General features: G+C 62.3%; 16 protein-coding genes, 1 tRNA gene and 1 pseudogene. 12 read left to right on the top strand and 6 right to left on the bottom strand.

Annotated elements, in window-relative coordinates; all coding sequences use genetic code 11:
• The first annotated feature begins 33 nt into the window (after positions 1 to 33).
• On the top strand, positions 34 to 1,440 hold the full coding sequence (leuC, locus tag BKY26_RS06470) for a 3-isopropylmalate dehydratase large subunit (protein WP_071689586.1): 1,407 nt from the start codon (positions 34 to 36) through the stop codon (positions 1,438 to 1,440).
• A 96-nt stretch (positions 1,441 to 1,536) separates the two neighbouring features.
• Positions 1,537 to 2,211: a 2-hydroxychromene-2-carboxylate isomerase gene (locus BKY26_RS06465; RefSeq protein ID WP_245764432.1), complete on the top strand. Its 675-nt coding sequence runs from the start codon at positions 1,537 to 1,539 to the stop codon at positions 2,209 to 2,211.
• Here the strand turns inward: BKY26_RS06465 and BKY26_RS06460 are convergent, their stop codons facing one another.
• Positions 2,212 to 3,405, bottom strand: a complete 1,194-nt coding sequence (locus BKY26_RS06460; RefSeq protein WP_227434956.1) for a HupE/UreJ family protein — start codon at positions 3,403 to 3,405, stop codon at positions 2,212 to 2,214.
• Between BKY26_RS06460 and BKY26_RS06455 the strand changes: the two genes are divergently transcribed.
• The 4 genes from BKY26_RS06455 (at position 3,404) to BKY26_RS06440 (ending at position 7,032) form a co-directional block, all read left to right on the top strand.
• Positions 3,404 to 4,219, top strand: coding sequence for a DUF4198 domain-containing protein (locus BKY26_RS06455; RefSeq protein ID WP_071689583.1), 816 nt, complete (start codon positions 3,404 to 3,406; stop codon positions 4,217 to 4,219). The genes BKY26_RS06460 and BKY26_RS06455 overlap by 2 nt on opposite strands.
• A 67-nt stretch (positions 4,220 to 4,286) precedes the next feature.
• Entirely contained in the window at positions 4,287 to 4,892 is a 606-nt protein-coding gene (leuD, locus tag BKY26_RS06450) for a 3-isopropylmalate dehydratase small subunit (RefSeq protein WP_071689582.1), read from the top strand.
• Positions 4,893 to 5,224: 332 nt separating this feature from the next.
• Positions 5,225 to 5,983 carry a hypothetical protein gene (locus tag BKY26_RS06445; RefSeq protein WP_245764431.1) on the top strand — a complete coding sequence of 253 codons (759 nt, stop codon included), beginning with the start codon at positions 5,225 to 5,227 and terminating at the stop codon, positions 5,981 to 5,983.
• A 26-nt stretch (positions 5,984 to 6,009) separates the two neighbouring features.
• Positions 6,010 to 7,032 carry an endonuclease/exonuclease/phosphatase family protein gene (locus BKY26_RS06440; protein ID WP_227434952.1) on the top strand — a complete coding sequence of 341 codons (1,023 nt, stop codon included), beginning with the start codon at positions 6,010 to 6,012 and terminating at the stop codon, positions 7,030 to 7,032.
• Here the strand turns inward: BKY26_RS06440 and BKY26_RS06435 are convergent.
• Positions 6,991 to 7,911 (bottom strand): NAD-dependent epimerase/dehydratase family protein, encoded by a 921-nt coding sequence (locus BKY26_RS06435; RefSeq protein WP_071689580.1) that lies wholly within the window; start codon positions 7,909 to 7,911, stop codon positions 6,991 to 6,993. The two genes, BKY26_RS06440 and BKY26_RS06435, sit on opposite strands and share 42 nt — an antisense overlap.
• A gap of 103 nt (positions 7,912 to 8,014) precedes the next feature.
• On the opposite strand from BKY26_RS06435, the gene BKY26_RS06430 reads away from it, so the two are divergent.
• The 4 genes from BKY26_RS06430 (at position 8,015) to BKY26_RS06415 (ending at position 11,565) form a co-directional block, all read left to right on the top strand.
• The gene (locus tag BKY26_RS06430) at positions 8,015 to 8,905 is read left to right on the top strand and encodes a LysR family transcriptional regulator (RefSeq protein WP_071689579.1); all 891 of its coding nucleotides are present in this window, start codon (positions 8,015 to 8,017) and stop codon (positions 8,903 to 8,905) included.
• A gap of 57 nt (positions 8,906 to 8,962) precedes the next feature.
• Complete coding sequence (leuB, locus tag BKY26_RS06425) at positions 8,963 to 10,069, top strand: 3-isopropylmalate dehydrogenase (protein ID WP_071689578.1); 1,107 nt, start codon at positions 8,963 to 8,965, stop codon at positions 10,067 to 10,069.
• 72 nt (positions 10,070 to 10,141) lie between these two features.
• A complete protein-coding gene (locus BKY26_RS06420; RefSeq protein WP_071689577.1) occupies positions 10,142 to 10,531 on the top strand; it encodes a hypothetical protein in 390 nt (129 codons plus the stop codon).
• A gap of 68 nt (positions 10,532 to 10,599) precedes the next feature.
• Entirely contained in the window at positions 10,600 to 11,565 is a 966-nt protein-coding gene (locus tag BKY26_RS06415; protein WP_071689576.1) for a DMT family transporter, read from the top strand.
• Between the two features lie 18 nt (positions 11,566 to 11,583).
• Here BKY26_RS06415 and pseC read toward each other — a convergent pair whose 3' ends face one another.
• Both pseC and pseB read right to left on the bottom strand, forming a co-directional pair.
• On the bottom strand, positions 11,584 to 12,747 hold the full coding sequence (pseC, locus tag BKY26_RS06410; protein ID WP_071689575.1) for a UDP-4-amino-4,6-dideoxy-N-acetyl-beta-L-altrosamine transaminase: 1,164 nt from the start codon (positions 12,745 to 12,747) through the stop codon (positions 11,584 to 11,586).
• The gene (pseB, locus tag BKY26_RS06405; RefSeq protein ID WP_071689574.1) at positions 12,747 to 13,745 is read right to left on the bottom strand and encodes a UDP-N-acetylglucosamine 4,6-dehydratase (inverting); all 999 of its coding nucleotides are present in this window, start codon (positions 13,743 to 13,745) and stop codon (positions 12,747 to 12,749) included. Before pseB ends, pseC begins: the two co-directional genes overlap by 1 nt.
• A gap of 118 nt (positions 13,746 to 13,863) precedes the next feature.
• Between pseB and BKY26_RS06400 the strand changes: the two genes are divergently transcribed.
• Both BKY26_RS06400 and BKY26_RS20605 read left to right on the top strand, forming a co-directional pair.
• A tRNA-Pro gene (locus BKY26_RS06400) sits at positions 13,864 to 13,940 on the top strand.
• Between the two features lie 196 nt (positions 13,941 to 14,136).
• Positions 14,137 to 14,394, top strand: a pseudogene (locus BKY26_RS20605) (IS5/IS1182 family transposase); the annotation flags it as partial.
• Positions 14,395 to 14,462: 68 nt separating this feature from the next.
• Here BKY26_RS20605 and BKY26_RS06395 read toward each other — a convergent pair.
• Together BKY26_RS06395 and BKY26_RS06390 are read right to left on the bottom strand one after the other, a co-directional pair.
• Complete coding sequence (locus BKY26_RS06395; RefSeq protein ID WP_071689573.1) at positions 14,463 to 14,915, bottom strand: GAF domain-containing protein; 453 nt, start codon at positions 14,913 to 14,915, stop codon at positions 14,463 to 14,465.
• Between the two features lie 103 nt (positions 14,916 to 15,018).
• Positions 15,019 to 16,230: an acetyl-CoA C-acyltransferase gene (locus tag BKY26_RS06390; RefSeq protein WP_071689572.1), complete on the bottom strand. Its 1,212-nt coding sequence runs from the start codon at positions 16,228 to 16,230 to the stop codon at positions 15,019 to 15,021.
• Positions 16,231 to 16,308: the final 78 nt, after the last annotated feature.

The following is a 16,308-nucleotide window of genomic DNA, read 5'->3' as shown; positions in this document are numbered from 1 at the left end:
GACACAGTCCATACCCGCAAGAGAGATACCCCAATGACCGGCAAGACGCTCTACGACAAGATCTGGGATGCCCATCTGGCCCATGAGGCCGAGGATGGCACCTGCCTGCTCTATATTGACCGCCACCTCGTGCATGAAGTGACCAGCCCACAGGCCTTCGAGGGCCTGCGCATGGCGGGCCGCAAGGTGCACGCGCCCGACAAGACCATCGCTGTTCCGGACCATAACGTGCCGACCACGCCGGGCCGCGACAACCCCGATCAGATGCCGGAAGACAGCCGCATCCAGGTGGCCGCGCTGGACAGCAACGCCAAGGAGTTCGGCATTCACTACTACCCTGTGACCGATATCCGTCAGGGCATCGTGCATATCGTCGGCCCCGAACAGGGCTGGACCCTGCCGGGCATGACCGTGGTTTGCGGCGACAGCCACACCGCCACTCACGGCGCATTCGGCGCGCTGGCGCACGGGATCGGCACGTCGGAGGTGGAACATGTTCTGGCCACGCAGACGCTGATCCAGAAGAAATCCAAGAACATGAAGGTTGAAATCACCGGCAAGCTTCAGCCGGGCGTGACCGCCAAGGACATCACCCTTGCCGTGATCGGCGCGACCGGCACTGCCGGCGGCACAGGCTACGTGATCGAGTATTGTGGCGAGGCGATCCGCGACCTGTCCATGGAAGGCCGCATGACCGTCTGCAACATGGCGATCGAGGGCGGCGCACGCGCGGGCCTGATCGCACCGGACGAAAAGACCTATGAATATGTGAACGGTCGCCCCCACGCTCCGAAAGGGGCCCAGTGGGAAGCCGCGCTTGCGTGGTGGAAGACGCTCTATTCCGATGACGACGCTCACTGGGACAAGGTCATCACGTTGAAGGGCGAGGATATCGCCCCCGTCGTCACCTGGGGCACCAGCCCCGAGGATGTGCTGCCCATCACGGCAACCGTGCCGAACCCCGAGGACTTCAAGGGCGGCAAGGTCGACGCCGCGGCGCGCTCGCTGGAATATATGGGGCTGAAGCCCGGCACCCCGCTGTCCGAGATCGAGATCGACACCGTCTTCATCGGGTCCTGCACCAATGGCCGGATCGAAGATCTGCGCGCCGCCGCCGCGATCCTGAAGGGCAAGAAGATCAAGGACGGTATCCGCGCCATGGTCGTACCCGGCTCTGGCCTTGTGCGGGCACAGGCCGAGGAAGAAGGGCTTGCCGACATCTTCAAGGAGGCCGGTTTCGAGTGGCGTCTCGCGGGATGTTCCATGTGCCTGGCCATGAACCCCGACCAGTTGGCGCCGGGCGAACGCTGCGCGGCGACCTCGAACCGCAACTTCGAGGGCCGTCAGGGCCGCGGTGGCCGCACCCACCTGATGAGCCCCGGCATGGCCGCCGCCGCCGCCATCACCGGCAAGCTGACGGATGTGCGCGACCTCATGTAAATCCGCATTTGCAGAACTGTTTGGAATGCCCGGCATAAAAATGCCGGGTTTTCCTGTTTTATGGCAATCGTCAATTCGGACGCTGTGCCATTAACAATGCAAATCGGTCAAAACATGAAAAAGGTCGAGTTCTGGTTTTCCATCGGTAGTCCCTACACCTACCTGTCGGTCATGCGCCTGCCCCGGATCGTTGCCAAGACCGGGGTTCAGGTCGATTGGCGTCCCTTCTCTGCCCGCCAGATCATGAAGGAACATGGCTATCACCCCTATACGGACAAGCCTGTTCGCACTGCCTATATGTGGACGGATATTGGACGGCAGGCCAAGAAATTCGGACTTACCCCAAGCCTGCCCGCCCCGTTCCCAATGCTCGGATACGAGATCGCCAATCGGATTGCAGTCGTAGCCGCGCAGGAAGGCTGGGTCGCTGACTACGTGGTCAGGACCTATGGGCACTGGTTTCATGACGGGCACCCGGCAGGTCAGGAACCGAATCTCAGCAAGACGCTGACCGAACTGGGGCAAGACCCGGACCGCGTGATCGCGAGGGCTGAAGGCGCTGTGATCGGTCAGGCCTTCGAGGCCGCAACGGCAGAAGCACGGGAACGGGGCGTGTTCGACACGCCCAGTTTCGTGGTCGAAGGCGAAGTCTATGTTGGCGACGACCGCATGCCAGATGCCCTGCGCCACGCCATCCCGGATCCAAGGGCGCGGGTGATGAAGAAACCACCCGCCCCGGCACAGGCCCCGGCTGCCCGCAGATCGGCCTGATCAGAAGAACACCCGTTCGATGGTCCACCAGGCCCCGATCAGGCTGATGATGACGGACCCCACAACCGAAACCGCGCGGTACATTACCTGGGTCTGGCGCACTGGTTGTTCATCCTCTGGCAGCGGTGCGAACCCGGCAAGCCGCACCGCGATCAGGATCAACGCGAGCGCCACGAAGATCACCGCAAGCTGTCCGAATTCGACCCCGATATTGAACCCGACAAGCGCCGCCGCAAAGTGGCTGGCAGTAATCCCGAAGTCTCCAAGCACGCTGGCAAAGCCAAGCCCGTGCAGCAGCCCGAACACGAAGACCAGGGCGGTACGCGCCTTGACGTTTGTATGCCCGCGAATGTTCTCGACCCCCACATAGACGATCGAGGCGGCAATCAACGGTTCCACCACGCTGCCCGGTATGGTGACGATCCCGAGGCTGGCTAGGGCCAGCGTGATCGTGTGCGCCAGCGTGAAGGACGTCACCTGAAACAGGATCGGCCGCAGGTGGAGCGAGAAGAAGAACAGCCCGAGCACGAAGAGGATATGGTCAATCCCAAGCGGGACGATATGTTCGAACCCGACCGGGATGTAGCGCAGGAAGACAGCGCCCGCGCTTTCCGTGCGAATCTCGATCCGCGACAGGGGTTCGGACAGGTCGCCATCGGACAGGAAGGCCGTGTAGGCATCCTCGCCGCCACCGACCTGACGCACGACCAGATCGCCATAGAGCGCCACCCATCCGAACCGAACGGGGGCATCCCCCTCGGGCAGATCGGCGGCAATCGTGATGGTCGACGTGCGAGCCAGCTCAAAATCGCCGATCTCCGGGATCGACGCACCGATCAACTCTGGCGTGATCCGTTCTCCGTCCACCTCGATGAAAATTCGCTGCGCCATGCGCGGCCAGAATTCATCCAGCTCGGCACGCAGCGTTTCGGGGCTGGTGGCCCGCAGTTCGTCATAGATTTCTTCCACAGGAGACAAAGTCGTTTCAGTGATCGACGCCAGGTCCATCTCGGCCAGGATCGATTCCAGCGACAGCCGAATGTCGATCGTCACCCTTTCGGGTGTCACGGAAATATCGGAAATCGCCGGATCAATCTCGTGTGCGCGGGCCTGCGGCGCGGCCATCACGAAAAGGAGAATTGACAGCGCGGCCAATCGGGCCACCATCTTAAGGAACATAACGGAAAGTCTCATGCATCACCTCATTCGCACCCTGTTTGCCTTAAATCTGGCCCTGCTGCCAGCCATTCCCAGTGCTGCCCATGAATTCTGGATCGAACCGCTGGATTTCGCCGTCGGCAGCGACGACCCGTTGGAGGCACGTTTGCGGGTCGGACAAAGTTTCGAAGGTGGGTCACTTTCCTACCTGAGCCGCAACTTTACCCGGTTCGAACTGGCGTTCGGGACGGATGTGACCGACGTGGAAGGCAGGCTTGGTCAGAATCCCGCTCTTATGGTCGAAGACCATGGCGAAGGATTGGCTGTTATCCTCTATGAAACCACTGACAGCAGGCTGACCTATGATGAATGGGAAAGCTTTCTTCGGTTCGCGGAACACAAGGACTTCCCCGACATAGAGGCACGCCACCTTGCCCGTGGGCTACCGATGACTGGCTTCATGGAAAGCTATAGCCGTCACGCCAAGAGTCTGGTTGCGGCGGGCAATGGCGAAGGGGCTGACCGGGAATATGGGCTGCGCACGGAATTTGTGGCGCTGGCCAATCCCTATACGGACGATCTGTCAGAAGGGTTTCCCGTGCAGCTTTTCCTAGAGGGCGCCCCTCGCGCCGACGCTCAGGTGGAACTGTTCGACCGTGACGCCGAGGGTGAGGTCACCATCACTCTGCACCGCACAGATGCCGAAGGCCGTGCCGTTCTGCCGGTGGAACCCGGGCATGCCTATCTGGTCGACGCGGTCACGCTGCTAGAGGTGGAACCGACCGCTGACAGCGCCGCCGTCTGGCACACGCTTTGGGCCTCGCTGACCTTCGAGGTGCCCGCACGTTAAGGCGCGTCTTGTGTTGCCCCGGCATTGCCGCTATGCCCCTTCGCGGATGTGAAGGAGACCCGGAAACATGGACAAGTTCACCAAACTGACCGGCATTGCCGCGCCGATGCCCCTGATCAACGTCGATACCGACATGATCATCCCCAAGCAGTTCCTCAAGACCATCAAACGGTCCGGCCTCGGGGTGAACCTGTTCGACGAGATGCGCTATGATGGCGAGGGTAACGAGATCCCCGATTTCGTGCTGAACAAGCCCGCCTATCGGAATGCGGAAATCCTTGTCGCCGGTGACAATTTCGGCTGCGGTTCGTCGCGCGAACACGCGCCCTGGGCGCTGCTCGACTTCGGCATCCGCTGCGTGATCGCGCCGTCGTTTGCCGACATCTTCTTCAACAACTGCTTCAAGAACGGCATCCTGCCGATCGTGCTGCCGCAGGAAGAAGTCGACAAGCTGATGGATGACGCGGAACGCGGTGCCAATGCGACCCTGACCGTAGACCTTGAAAACCAGACGATCAGCGGTCCCGATGGCGGCACGATCAGCTTCGAGGTCGATGCCTTCCGCAAGCATTGCCTGCTGAACGGGCTGGACGATATCGGCCTGACCATGGAAAAATCTGCCTCGATCGAGGCATTCGAGAGCAAGGCTGCCCAAGCCCGCCCTTGGGTCTGAATTTCGCCTGACAACAAGATGTAGCCCCTCGGCCTTGCCGGGGGGCAATTTTTTTGCCCGGTGATGCAATCGGGCGACAGTTCGCATCCCAAAATCGCCATAGTGATTCCTCACGAAGAGTCAGGCACTTGCGAATTGGGGCGAATATGGGCAAGATCGTGGCAAATGAGGCAATCCGATGGCAGTCGGGTCAAGACCGGAATAAGGGCCACCAAAAACAGGTCCGTCCAGGTTGAGGGTTTGAGGCAGTGATCGCACAGCTATCCAGCGCTGTGGTGCGGGCGATTCTTGTTATGATCGTCATATCCACACCGTCCCTGCTCCTTCCGGCTATGTCGCCGGACGGCAATCAGGTCGTGATGCTCGTGGCGCTGTTCGCTGCCATGTTCACCTTTTCCGAATACGCGTCTACCTACCCCGGACTGATCGAATTCCGCGATGCACCGCCCTTCAACCGGGTGCGCGTCATCGGTATCTTCATCACGCTCTTCTTCCTGAGCCTTGTCGCGGCGTCACCGGACAATTCGGGCACGCTGACGTTGATCGTGAACGCCACCGGGTTGGTGCTGGCCCATGCGCTGGACTTTACCTACAGCCCGATCTGGCTGCTTCAGGTTTTCCTGCCAGAGGGCGCAACGCAGGCAGACTTGACGATGCTGCGCACGATGGGGGGCCTCAGCTTCCTGATCGGGCTGGTGACGATCAGCGTCTTCGCCATCCTGATGCGGCTGAAAAGCTGGCCCAATCGTAACACCAGCTTCAATGTCTGGGTCAACCTGCCCACATTCGACCCCACTGCGGGGGGAGATGTCGTTGCACGTCTGATCCGAGACTCTCGTATTAACCTGATCTTAGGAATATTGCTGCCATTCCTGATGCCGGTCGTGGCGAGCTACGGGATCGGCAATCTCGGCATTTCCCTTGGGGCGTCGCCAATCATGCTGGTCTGGACAGTCACCCTATGGAGCGTTCTTCCCGTTTCCCTTCTGATGCGCGGCATGGCCATGGGCCGGATCGCGCATATGATCACGGAACGGCGCAAGAAACTGGTCCGCGACATGGCAGAGCAGGGCGAGTTCGCGCCGGTCTGATCCTTTTGTGGCTGCTGATGGCAGCCATGCCCGCCAACGCCGACCAGATCCGCATTGCCACCTACCATACAGAACTGTCCCGCGATGGCCCCGGCCTGTTGCTGCGCGATATTCTGCGGGGGGAGGATCCGCAGGTTGCCGCCGTGGTGCAGGTCATCGTGAATGCCGATGCGGATATTCTGGTGCTCCAGGGTTTCGACCACGACTTCGAACAGCACGCCCTTGCGGCATTTGTCGCGCGTCTTGCGCGGGCAGGGGCCGACTACCCCTTTCGCCTGTCACTGCCCCCGAATACCGGCGTTCCCACCGGGTTCGACATCGACGGCGACGGGCGGCTTGGCCGGCCGCGGGATGCTCAGGGCTATGGCCGGTTTACCGGGCAGGGCGGCATGGCGGTGCTGTCTCGCCTGCCGATCGGAGAGGTATACGACCATTCCGGGTTCTTGTGGCAGGACCTGCCGAACGGGCGCGCGGCAGAGGTTCTGCCAATGGGCGCGCTTTCGGTACAGCGGCTGGCCAGCGTCGCAGCATGGGAGATTGACATCGTCACCGTTGACGGACCCTTGCGCCTGTTGACCCTTCACGCCACGCCGCCGGTCTTTGACGGGCCAGAGGATCGAAACGGTCACCGCAACGAGGATGAGCTCCGGTTCTGGCTGAACCGTATCGACGGATGGTCCCCATCCGATACGCCGTCGCTCGACTCTCGCTTCGTGTTGATGGGAGTGCTGAACGCCGATCCCGTGGATGGGGAGGCGCGGCGAGGGGCCTTGATCGAAGCCTTGTCGCACCCGCGTCTGCAAGACCCGGCACCGACCAGCCCCGGCGGGGCAGAGGTGGGCGACCCCACCGACACCGCCGATTGGTCCGAGCCCGACCCCGGCAATCTGCGCGTCAGCTATATCCTGCCCTCCGCCGATCTGAGTATCACCGCAAGCGGCGTTTTCTGGCCCTCACGGAACAGCCCGGACTGGCCCCTGCTCGGCGGTGAGGATGGCAATGGCGCGTCACGCCATCGCCTCGTCTGGGTGGACATCGCTCTTCCCTGACCCGGCCCGTTGTCCCTTGGGCAGGTGACTTTTCACAACCTTCCCAAACGACGTCTCCTCGAAATCCGGCAGCACCTGGCGAAACCGTGTGCCGTCCAACCGATGCGGCGTGTCATAAAGATACCGCATCTCGGTCAGCTCGCGCGCCAGTTCCCAGACCGGCGAGGCCAGACGCAAGGCCCACCAGGGAAACCCGCGCATGCGCAACGGACGCCCCATCTGTGCCTGAAGGGCAGAGGCCAGTTCGGTCATGGAAAAGGTATGGCCCGGAAACGGCACATCCTCGAAGAGCGAAAGGCTGCGACGCCGTTCAGCCAATGCAACAGCGGCCCGCGCCATATCGGGCAGATAGGCGTAGGCGCGCGGAACATCCGGGCGGCCGAGGGAGGTGATCCGACCCTTTGACACCGCCTTGAGCGATACGAGATTCAACACGGTATTGGGGCTGTCCGGATCTACGAAGTCACCACCGCGCAGGATGATCACTTGCACACCGTCCTGCGCGGCCTGTCGATATGCTGCCTCCATCTCCGCCCGGACACGGCCCTTGCGGGCAATCGGGCGATGCGGGGTTGTTTCGCTCCATGGGCCGGGCTGATCACCGAAGACATAAACGTTGCCCGGCAGAAGGACAGCTGCCCCGCTGGCCTTTGCCGCTGCCAGAACCTGGCCGGTGATCTGTGGAATCAGCTTGTCCCACGCATGGTAATTGGGTGGGTTCATCGCGTTGACGATCACATCGACGCCTTGCGCGTCACGGATCATGTCGCCGGTCTTGCGGTCAAACCGGCGGACGGTCCAGCCGGCTTCCTCGAAAGCCTGTGCCGCGTTGTGACCGAAGCTTCCGGATGCACCAAGGATGAGGGCTGTTCGTGGCATGGTACTGGATCCTGCGTTGATATCCATTCGATCGACATCAGAATAGGTATTCGAATTTGACGTGTGTATTGCGAAAAATCGGCGGTGTGATATACATTTATGAATGGAATATCTGCCCCTCGACTGGACCCTTCTGCGGTCATTCCTTGCGGTGGCCAAAACCGGATCCCTGTCCGCGGCGGCCCGAGACACCGGGCAAAGCCAGCCGACGCTCGGGCGCCATATTCGGCTGCTGGAGAACCAGGTCGGGGGCGCTTTGTTCGACCGGCACCCGAAGGGCCTGACCCTCAGCGCACTGGGGCGGGAGTTGCGCCCCGGTGCCGAAGCAATGCGCGAAGGCGCGCGACAGGTGGCGCTGGCCGCCGCCGGGGGTGACGCGCGCATGGCCGGACCCGTGCGCATTACGGCAAGCGTTTTCGTCTCTGTTCACTTGCTTCCCCCAATCCTTGCGGAAATCCGCACCCGCCACCCCGAGATCGAGCTTGAACTGGTAGCCTCGGACCAGTCCGAGAACCTGCTGTTCCACGAGGCTGATATCGCTCTGCGCATGTACCGCCCCGAGCAGCTGGACATGATGACCCGGCATCTGGGAGACCTTCAGCTAGGGATCTATGCGGCACCGGCCTATCTGGCGCGACGCGGCGTTCCCCGCGGCTTCGCCGAACTGATGGATCATGATATCGTCGGCTATGATCGCGATGACCGGTTGATCCGTGGATTTCGGGACGCTGGGCTGGAGGTGACCCGCGACAGTTTTCCGGTCCGCACCGACGATCAGGTTGCCTATTGGGAACTGGTCTGTGCCGGGGCCGGGCTGGGCTTTGGCCAATGCCCGGTTGCCGACCGCGACCCCCGCGTCACGCGCATCCTGCCCGATGTGCCGCTGCCGACCCTGCCGGTCTGGCTGACGACTCATGAACGTCTGCGGCACACGCCGCGCATAGCCCGCATATGGGATGCTTTGGCAGAAGGGCTTTCCCCCTTCCTTTCTTGACCCTAGGGCGCGCAGCCGTTACGCGGATGCGACCCAAGATCAAGGACGGATGACCCCATGAGCAACCCTTCGCTTCTTATCCTTGCCGGTGACGGCATCGGCCCCGAAGTCATGACCGAAGTGCGCAAGATCATCGACTGGTACGGCGCCAAACGCGATGTCACCTTCGATGTCAGCGAAGGGCTGGTGGGGGGCTGTTCCTACGACGCCCATGGCACGCCGCTGACCGACGACACCATGGCCAAGGCGCAGGAGGTCGATGCCGTCCTGCTTGGCGCCGTGGGCGGCCCGAAATACGACAATCTCGATTTCAGCGTAAAGCCCGAACGCGGCCTTCTGCGCCTGCGCAAGGAGATGGACCTTTTCGCCAACCTGCGCCCGGCGCAGTGTTTCGACGCGCTGGCCGATTTCTCGTCGCTGAAAAAGGACGTGGTCGCCGGGCTCGACATCATGATCGTGCGTGAACTGACCTCCGGCATCTATTTCGGTGAACCGCGCGGGATCATCAAGGAAGGCAATGAACGCGTCGGCATCAACACGCAGCGCTATACGGAATCCGAGATCGCCCGCGTCGCCCGGTCTGCCTTTGAACTGGCCCGCAAGCGCGGCAACAAGGTCTGCTCGATGGAGAAGGCCAATGTGATGGAATCGGGCATCCTATGGCGCGACGTGGTGACCGAGGTGCATCAGGCCGAGTATTCGGACGTGGAATTGAGCCACATGTACGCTGATGCCGGCGCCATGCAGCTCTGCCGCTGGCCCAAGCAGTTCGACGTGATCGTGACCGACAACCTGTTTGGCGACCTGCTGTCCGACGCGGCGGCAATGCTGACCGGGTCGCTCGGGATGCTGCCCTCGGCTTCGCTTGGCGCGCCGATGGAAAACGGCCGCCCGAAGGCGCTTTATGAGCCCGTCCACGGTTCTGCCCCCGATATCGCGGGTCAGGGCAAGGCCAACCCGATTGCCTGCATCCTCAGCTTTGCCATGGCGCTGCGCTACAGCTTCGACATGGGCACCGAGGCGGATCGTCTGGAAAAGGCCGTCGAGGATGTTCTGGCCGACGGTCTGCGCACCGCCGACCTTCTGGGCGAAGAGGGTGTCAGCCCCGTGAGCACCAGCGAAATGGGCGATGCAATCGTCGCCAAGCTGGATGCGAGCCTGTAAGGCAACGGGCGCTCGACGTGAACCTGCGGGTTGGGATAGGCTAGGCCAGGTCCCAACCCGAAAGGTCTTTTCATGATCCGTTCATTTCTTGTTTTTGCCTGCCTCTGTGCCGCACCCGCCGCGGCACAAGACGTGCAGATCCTTCCCGGCCATTCCGACTTTCGCCTGCCTGCCCAACTGGTCCACGATCAGCCGATGAGTTTGGTACAGGACTGGATCATCGGGTTTCCCGATGGCGAGGGCCGGCCTGAATTGCAGCTGCTGTCCGAGGTCGACGACACCGGGCGACTGGTCATCGTGCTGACCGAGTCCGGGCTTGCGGACGATTCCGTATCCGCCGTGCGCCAGAGATTCGAGCTGATCCGCACGGATGCCGGGGCATGGGCGCTGACCGCCTACGGGTTCCAGCAGCAATGCGCACGTGGCGGTAGTGAAGACTGGCTGGCAACCCCCTGTCCCTGAGACCGCGGCTTGCCCTTTACCCGGCACCGGCCTAAGCCTGTGACTGTTAGCGTACAACAGGACATTCCATGCCGCCAAATGCCAAAGGCTCTCTTCTCGCTCTTTCTGCTTTCGCGATTTTCGCCACCCATGATGTGGTCATCAAGGTTCTGGGTGGCACCTACAGCCCGATCCAGATCATCTTCTTTACGGTCCTGTTCAGCTTCCCGCTGCTGACTTTCGTCATGATCCGCGATTCGAAGGGCGGGTCACTGGTGCCGGTGCATCCGTGGTGGACGGCGGCGCGTACTGTCAGCGGTGCCCTTGGGGCCGCCGGTGCATTCTATGCCTTTTCGGTTCTGCCGCTGACGCAGGTCTATCCGATCCTCTTTGCGATGCCGCTGCTGGTCACGGTGCTGGCGATCCCGCTATTGGGGGAACGGGTCGGGCTGCACCGGGCGATGGCCGTCCTGGTGGGACTGGCAGGGGTGATCGTCGTGCTGCAACCGGGCGCAGCCCCCTTGTCTTTCGGCCACGCCGCCGCGCTGCTTGGCGCTGTCTTCAGTGCCTTCAGCTCGGTCATCATGCGCAAGATCGGACGGGCCGAGCGGACGGTGGTACTGCAACTCTACCCGCTGCTGGTGAATTTCGTGGTGATGGGGGCGTTGCTGCCCTTCGTCTATGTGCCGGTCGAACTGATCGACCTTGGTGCCTCTGCCGTTGTGGCGCTGCTTGCGCTGATCGCCATGGCCTGCCTCGTGGCAGCCTACCGATTGGCCCCGGCGGTGATCGTCGCGCCGATGCAGTATTCGCAGATCATCTGGGCCAGCATTTTCGGCGCCTTGTTCTTTGGCGAAAGCCTCGACAAGATGACCATGATCGGCACCGGGATCATCATAGCTTCCGGGCTTTATATCGTCCTGCGTGAGGACAAGCGCAAAGGCAGTTCCAACCAGCCGGTTCTGCGGTCGAGATCCCGCGTGGGCACACCGAGCGCACCACGCGTGGCCTCGTTCCTCAATCGGGACCGCGACGAGGACCGGGACGATCAATAAGATACGCAGGCGGCAGGGTCAGGCCAGTGCCTCGGCCAGTGCGGCAATGACACGATCCTGCAAGGTCTCATTCAGCCCGTAATAGAGCGGGATGGAAATCGCGCGGTCATAGTACCATTCCGACACCGGGAAATCGCCGCGCCGGAAGCCAAGCCTCTGATAGTCGGGCTGCGTGTGAACCGGGATGTAATGCACGTTCACGCCGATCCCCGCCGCGCGCAGATGGTCGAAGACCTCGCGCCGCGTGCGGTTGGTTTTGTCCGTGTCGATCAGGACCGGGTAAAGGTGCAGCGCCGAATAGCTGTCGGGGTTCTGCCACGGCAGGATCAGCGGCAGGTCGGCCAGAAGGGCATCATATCGCTTTGCCATCCGCTGCCGGTGCGCCACGAAATCCGCAAGCCGCCGGGTCTGGCTGACTCCGAGAGCGGCTTGCATCTCGGTCATGCGGTAGTTCAGGCCAAGTGCGACCTGATCGTATTCCCATGGCGCCGCATCCGCGGTTTCCATCAGGTCCGGGTCGCGGGTCACGCCGTGGGACCGGTAAAGCCCCATCGCGGCGGCAAGCCCCGCGTTCTGCGTGGTGGCCAGGCCGCCTTCTGCCGTGGTGATGATCTTCACGGGGTGGAAGCTGAACACGCAGATGTCGGAAAACTCACACGCCCCGATCGGCTGACCGTTGTACTGCCCGCCGATGCAGTGGCTGGCGTCCTCGATCACCCGGATGCCATGGGCCTTTGCGATGGCGCCAATGGCCTTCATATCCGCCGACTGGCCCGCGAAATGCACCGGGATCAGGATATCGGGCTTGCGGTCCGCACTTGAAAGCTTTGCCTCCAGCGCCTGCGGGTCCATGCAGTAATCGCTGGCCCGGATATCGACGAAATCCACGTCCGCCCCACAAAGCCGCGCCACGTTGGCTGAGGCCACGAAGGTGTTAGGCACGGTCCAGACCAGCCCGCCGGGTTTCAGGCCAAGCGCGAGGCAGGCAATGTGCAGCGCCGAGGTGGCGGAGTTCACCGCCACCGCATGGGCCGCGCCGGTCGCACCCGCAATGGCGGCCTCGAATTCCGGCACCTTGGGGCCCTGCGTCAAGAAGTCAGACCGCAACACCTCGACCACGGCGGCGATGTCGTCTTCCGAGATGTCCTGCCGGCCGTAGGGGATGAAGCCCGTGTCGCCCATCAGAAATGCCCGATCGTGTCCGCGTTGGTTTCGATCCAGGCGCGCAGTTCCTCGACCGACATCCAGTCCGGGTTGGTGTTAGACACATAGGAAAAGCCCTCGGGCACCTTGACCCCATCCTTGATCCGGCCCGCATCGGTTGACCAGTTGTGGATCGCCGGAAGGATCTTGAAATGCTCGGGGTACTCGAAAGTATGCGCCGCGTCCTCTTCGCCGATCATCTGCTCGTGCAGTTTTTCACCGGGGCGGATGCCGACAACCTTGTGCTCGCATCCCGGTACGCAAGCCTCGGCGATGTCGAGGATGTTCATCGACGGGATCTTCTTCACGTAGATCTCTCCGCCGACCATGTCTTCGAACGCATGCCAGACCAGTTCTACGCCTTGCGGAAGGGTGATCATGAAGCGGGTCATGCGGGTGTCTGTGATCGGCAGCATCGCCCCCGCGTCAAGGGATTTGAAGAAGGGGATGACCGACCCGCGCGACCCCATCACGTTGCCATAGCGCACCACGGCAAAGCGGCACCCGTCGCTGCCTGCATAGGAATTTCCCGACACGAACAGCTTGTCCGAGGCCAGCTTGGTCGCGCCATAGAGGTTTACGGGAGACGAGGCCTTGTCGGTCGACAGCGCCACGCATTTCTTCACGCCCTTGTCGATGCAGGCATCTATCAGGTTCATCGCGCCGTTGATGTTGGTCTTGACGCATTCGAAAGGATTGTATTCGGCGGTTGGCACGATCTTGGTTGCCGCCGCATGGACCACGTAATCCACCCCGTCGAGCGCGCGATACAGCCGCTCCCGGTCGCGCACATCACCGATGAAGAAACGCACCCGTGGGTCATCGCCATATTTCTTGGCCATGTCCCACTGCTTCATCTCGTCCCTCGAATAGATGATCAGGCGGGCCGGGTCGTATTTCTCCAGCGTCATCGGCACGAAATGGGACCCGAAGGACCCGGTGCCGCCGGTCAGCAGGATGGAGGCGTTTTTTTCCATGATATCGCTCGTCTTGTCGGTTGCCTGCCTTCTTGCAGGGATTGCGCGCGGGATCAAGCAAGCCGGTGAAATCCCCCTTGCAAAGGCGCGATTCCCCCGCTATCCCGCCCGGCACGGTCGGAGTGTAGCTCAGCCTGGTAGAGCACTGTCTTCGGGAGGCAGGGGTCGGAGGTTCGAATCCTCTCACTCCGACCAATATTTTCAATGATCTACGAGCCTCCGCAAGTGGCATCAAGGCTACCGCACGCACGTGGAAGGCATTGCGTGTGTAAGCTCAGGTCAAAATGACGAATCCCGAGCCACAAAGAGATCGCCGCTCGGGGGCCGCCGCCGCTCGCCACTATGCTAAAACCAAGGGCGCATGAATGGCTCTTTGCTGTCGCGGATAGCTGCCCAAGTCTGGAAGCCAGCCACGGCGGGTGCTATCGCGCGAAACGATGGCGTGAGAGCCTGTAGATATCTCGAGCGGGCATTCTGGATAGAAGTGGCCGGATATCACTGCAGGGGCTGCACTGAGACGAAGATGAACTGCGTTGATCTCCTTGGCCACGGTCTTGGGGCCCGAGACTGCGAACGGCGGGTCGCCGAACGTCAGAACCGTATCGCGGTGCGCAACCGCTCCCTCGCAGTTGGTACCCCCGCGACAGAGTTCCTCCGGTCACAGGGGGGCGTGTGCTCAAACCCCGGTTTGTGCACCAAAGCCGCCCGGTGGAGAGGTTACCGTGAGAATACCGAGGAAAGGATGGCGGAGAGGCCCTTCGTGTCTTCCTCGGTGAAGGCATCGGGCTGGTCGCTGTCGATATCGAGAACCGCGATGATCTCGCCCGCCGCGTTGCGGACCGGCAGGACAATCTCCGACCGCGTCGAGGAGGCACAGGCGATATGGCCGGGGAAGGCATCGACGTCTGGCACCAATTGCACCTCGCCCGTGCAGGCCGCAGCACCGCAAACGCCCTTGTCGAAGGGGATCTGCAGACAGCCGTGACCACCCTGATAGGGGCCGATCTTGAGCAACCCCGGTTCGGTCACGCGGTAGAAGCCCGTCCAGTCGAAGCGATCATCGGCGTGATGGATCTCGCAGGCGAGTGTCGCCATGAGCGCGACCTCATCTGTTTCGCCATCGGTGAGGGCGGCGATGGTTTTCGTGAGGCTGGCGTAGTCGAGGGACATTGGCGGATTGCTCCTTTGTCAGGGGTTTCGCCGCGCATTGCGCGTCGACCCGCGGGGGATCCTCCCCCGCACCCCCTGAGGTATTTGGGCCAAGATGAAAGGATCAGGGGCGTTCGATGGCGATGGCGGTGCCTTCTCCACCGCCGATGCAGATCGCTGCGATGCCGCGTTTCAACCCGCGCTTTTCAAGCGCGTTCAGCAGGGTGACCATGATCCGTGCGCCGGAGGCCCCGATCGGGTGGCCGAGTGCGCAGGCACCGCCATTCACGTTCACCTTGTCATGGGGCAGGCCCATCTTGTGCATGAAGGCCATGGGCACCACGGCGAAGGCTTCGTTCACCTCCCACAGGTCCACGTCTTCCTTGGACCAGCCAAGGCGGGCGAGCAGTTTCTCTGCCGCGGGAACGGGCGCGGTGGTGAACCAGCCCGGTTCCTGCGCGTGGCTGGCATGGCCAAGGATGCGGGCGCGGATCGGCAGGCCCTTTGCCGTAGCCACGCTTTCGCGGGCCATGACGAGGGCCGCCGCGCCGTCTGAAATCGACGAGGAATTGGCGGGCGTCACCGTGCCATCCCTGCGGAAGGCGGGTTTGAGCTGCGGGATCTTTTCGGGGCGGGCCTTGGCGGGCTGTTCGTCTTCGGCCACGACCGTCCAGCCCTCGTGTGCGCCTGCCGTGACGGATCGGTCGCCATAACGGCCCCCGATGGAAACCGGCGTCACCTCATCGGCAAACGCCCCCGATGCCTGCGCCTCCAGCGCACGGGACAGGGAGGCGAGCGCGTAATCGTCCTGCGCCTCGCGGGTGAACTGGAAGCTTTCGGCGCAGTCCTCGGCGAAGGTGCCCATCAGGCGACCCTTGTCATAGGCATCTTCCAGCCCATCGAGGAACATGTGGTCGATGGTGCGGCCATGGCCGATGCGGGCGCCGCCGCGCATCTGGGGCAACAGGTAGGGGGCCTCGGTCATGCTTTCCATACCGCCCGCGACCATCAGATCCGTGTGGCCGAGCGCCAGCTGGTCATGGGCGATCATCGCGGCCTTCATGCCGGACCCGCACATCTTGTTGAGCGTTGTCGCGGGCACATCCTGGCCGAGCCCGGCCTTGAACCCGGCCTGACGCGCCGGGGCCTGACCCTGACCGGCGGGCAGGACGCAACCCATCAGCAGTTCCTGCACATCGCTGGCTGCGGCGCCGGATTGTTCCAACGCGGCCTTGATCGCGGCCCCGCCGAGATCAGACGCCGTCACGCCGGAAAAGCACCCCTGAAACCCGCCCATGGGTGTGCGGGACGCGCCGCAGATCACCACGTTTTCCATAAAACTCTCCGTTTCTTCCCCGAGGGGTTGGATACCGTTTGGAAAGGATTGCTGTCTAGGGTGCTTGCGGCAAGCGAA

The sequence above is a fragment of the Nioella sediminis genome (assembly GCF_001879695.1).
Lineage (GTDB): Bacteria > Pseudomonadota > Alphaproteobacteria > Rhodobacterales > Rhodobacteraceae > Nioella > Nioella sediminis.
This window is presented reverse-complemented; position numbering and strand designations above follow the sequence as displayed.